A 3,456-nucleotide genomic window follows, 5' to 3' on the forward strand; every position below is an offset into this window, starting at 1 on the left:
GAGACTTTTATAGAATCTCCGCCTTTATAGATTCTCTATTTTAGAGATCTTGCTTAGAGATTCTGGATCAACGCCCTACTCCCACACATTTGGCACCTTCATATGAATAAGGGCTGGCTTGCCACTATTCCTAGCCTGTTCAAAGGCTTCGGGAAACTGATCTGCATTATCGACAGCAATACCAAACCCGCCATAAGCCCGCGCCAAAGCTGCAAAATCCGGGTTATTCAAACGGGTTGAAATAACGCGGTCAGGGTATTCTCGCTCTTGATGCATACGGATTGTGCCAAAACATCCATTATCCACCACGATAATGATCACATTCGCCTTGTACTGAACCGCAGTCGCAATTTCTTGCCCGTTCATCATAAAGCAGCCGTCCCCGGCCAATGTCACAACAACTCTCTCGGGTTCGGTAATTTTAGCGCTAATACCTGCCGGAACGCCATACCCCATGGCACCGGAAGTCGGGGCTAACTGGCTTGGATAAGATGAAAACTGATAAAACCGCTGTCCCCAAATCGTATAGTTTCCGGCACCATTGGTAATGATGGCATCCTCGGGTAAATTTTCCCTCAGATAGCTACTGATTTTGTGCATCGGGAAGTCTTTGATGCCAGCTTCTTCAGCAATAAATGCTTCATACTCAGCGCGCGCTTCAGCAATCGTTACCTTCCAAACTGGTGCGTCGATCGATTCCAGTTCTAAGGCGGCTTTGGTAAAGGCCGTCAAATCACTCAAAATCGCCAGCTCTGCATTAAAAACGCGATTGAGTTCCTCTGCGCCGGGCAAAACATGCACAAGCTTTTGCTTGGTATTGGGACTATCCAGCAAGCTATATCCGCTGGTTGTCATTTCCCCCAGACGCGGCCCAACAACGATAAGAAGATCACTTTCCTTTACCCGCGCAGCAAGCTTGGGGTTCGGCGCAATACCAACTTCGCCAATATATTGATCATGATGGTTGTCAAAAGCATCCTGCCTGCGGAAAGCACAAGCAACGGGCAGATGATTTTTTTCAGCAAAGGCCGTTACATTCTGGCTGGCTTCTTTTGACCAACCGCCACCACCAATGAGCAACAAAGGTTTTTGCGCTTCACTTAACAGCGCTCTGAAATCAGCCATATCTTCGGGACGCGGTGCAGATGCAATCTTTTTATAGGCTGGGGTATCGGCAACGCTTGCCAGTTCGGTCAACATATCTTCGGGCAACGCCAAAACCACAGGCCCCGGTCGGCCGGACATCGCGGTATGAAAGGCACGGTTAAGATATTCAGGGATACGATCAGCGGTTTCAATCTGAGCAACCCATTTCGCCATTTCGCCGAACATGCGGCGATAATCAATTTCCTGAAAAGCTTCGCGATCTTGCTGATCCCGCGCCACCTGACCAATAAACAAGATCATCGGCGTGGAATCTTGATAGGCGGTATGAACACCGATAGAGGCATTGGTTGCTCCCGGCCCTCGCGTTACAAAACAGATCCCCGGCGTTCCTTTCAGCTTGCCATAGGCTTCGGCCATATAGGCCGCGCCACCTTCTTGCCGACAGGTCACAACGTTGATGTCTTTTGTTAAATCATAAAGACCGTCCAGAACAGCCAGATAACTTTCGCCCGGCACACAGAACACCGTATCGACACCATGTGCTTGCAGGCCCTGAGCCAGAATTTCCCCGCCTGAACGTTCTTTTAGATTTACCATCAATTTTTCCTGTCCAACTTTTTGATTTTATTTTGTTAATTCGCTTTAGACCACTTGGTTATGCAATCGCCCCAATGCGCCGCAGCTTTTCAATGTCATCCTTTTCCGTACCAAGAATATCACTGAGCACTTCGTCCGTGTGCTGCCCTAACATCGGCGGCGGGAGTTCAGCACCAGACTTTGCCTGTCCATATTTGATCGGCGTAGAAACCAATTGCTGCTGCGCACCGTCCGGATGCGTATATTCCTTGAGAATACCGCGCTGCTGAATGTGCGGATCGGCAAAAACCTGAGAAAGGTCATTAATCGGTCCACAGGGCACCTTCACGGTTTCAAGGGACTTAATCCAATAATCAGTCGGCTTTCCCCTCAAAATCTCCTGAACAAAAGGAACAAGTTCCTCTCTGTTTTCAACTCTTGCTGTGTTTGTCTGGTACTTAGGGTTTTCTGCAAACTCTGCACACCCTGCAATATCACAAAAAGCTTCGAACTGGCGGTCATTCCCAACGGCCAAAATCATATAACCGTCCGACGTTTCAAAAACTTCGTAGGGGGAAATATTTGGGTGCGCGTTCCCTCTGCGATGCGGCACCTTGCCCGAAACCAGATAGTTCGTAGCCTGATTGGCAAGCATCGCGGCCTGACAATCCATCAAAGCAATATCGATATGATCGCCACGCCCGGTTCGTTCTCGTTTAAACAACGCGGCAAGAATACCCGTAACCCCGTACATCCCGCTGAACAAATCAACAACGGCAACACCAACCTTCATAGGCTGTCGCTCGGTCTCCCCCGTAATGCTCATCAAGCCGCCCATGCCCTGTATCATCAGATCATAGCCAGCCTTGTCGGCATAGGGACCTTCCTGACCAAAGCCTGTGATCGAACAGTAAATGAGCTTGGGATTTATCTTTGACAGGCTTTGGTAATCAAGGCCGAACTTTTTAAGACCACCGACCTTAAAGTTTTCAATAACGATATCGCAGTGAAGGGCAAGATCCTGAAGAATTTTCTGCCCCTCTGGCTTTGTCATATCCACAGCCAAAGATCGCTTTCCCCGATTGGCAGACATGTAATAGGCAGATTCTTGCGTATTTTCGCCTGCAGGGGTTTTCACGAAAGGAGGCCCCCAGGCACGGGTATCATCCCCGTAACCCGGGCGCTCTACCTTGATCACATCACATCCCAAATCGGCCAAAGTCTGACCAACCCAGGGACCGGCTAGTACACGTGACAGATCAAGAACCCTAATCCCCTCCAAGGGCATGTCATCGAGTGGCATATCTTTAGGGGGCATATCATCTTTCTGATTATCAGAAGGCTTTATCACCGCTTTAAATTCCGATCCTACATAAAGGCCCGAACTTACATAAAGGCCTGTAAGCCGGTTTGTGCCCGCCCAAGAATGAGCGCGTGTACGTCATGCGTACCTTCGTAAGTATTCACGGCCTCTAAATTCATCACATGCCGGATGACATGAAATTCATCTGAGACGCCGTTACCGCCATGCATATCACGGGCTGTTCGGGCAATTTCCAGTGACTTGCCACAGGAATTACGTTTAATCATGGAAATAAGTTCCGGGGCGATCTTGCCTTCGTCAAACAACTGGCCAGCACGTACACACCCCTGTAGCCCCAAAGAGATTTCGGTCTGCATATCCGCAAGCTTTTTCTGTACCAATTGGGTCTGCGCCAAAGGACGACCAAACTGTTTACGATCCAGCGTATATTGACGCGCCGCATGCCAACA

3 protein-coding genes are annotated in these 3,456 nt (G+C 49.2%); all 3 read right to left on the reverse strand.

What is annotated here, in order from left to right; translation table 11 throughout:
• Positions 1-75: 75 nt before the first annotated feature.
• A complete protein-coding gene (locus Q0241_RS06615; RefSeq protein WP_299374979.1) occupies positions 76-1,704 on the reverse strand; it encodes a thiamine pyrophosphate-binding protein in 1,629 nt (542 codons plus the stop codon).
• A 58-nt stretch (positions 1,705-1,762) separates the two neighbouring features.
• A complete protein-coding gene (locus Q0241_RS06620) occupies positions 1,763-2,971 on the reverse strand; it encodes a CaiB/BaiF CoA-transferase family protein (protein WP_299374983.1) in 1,209 nt (402 codons plus the stop codon).
• Positions 2,972-3,069: 98 nt separating this feature from the next.
• Positions 3,070-3,456 (reverse strand): acyl-CoA dehydrogenase family protein (locus tag Q0241_RS06625; protein ID WP_299374981.1); only part of this gene is annotated, 387 nt, incomplete at its 5' end.

The sequence above is a fragment of the uncultured Kiloniella sp. genome (assembly GCF_937128705.1).
GTDB lineage: Bacteria > Pseudomonadota > Alphaproteobacteria > Kiloniellales > Kiloniellaceae > Kiloniella.

Coding starts and splice junctions, on each gene's coding strand:
- Q0241_RS06620 (WP_299374983.1), bottom strand. CDS start 2,971: ATGCCCTTGGAGGGGATTAGGGTTCTTGATCTGTCACGTGTACTAGCC.
- Q0241_RS06615 (WP_299374979.1), bottom strand. CDS start 1,704: ATGGTAAATCTAAAAGAACGTTCAGGCGGGGAAATTCTGGCTCAGGGC.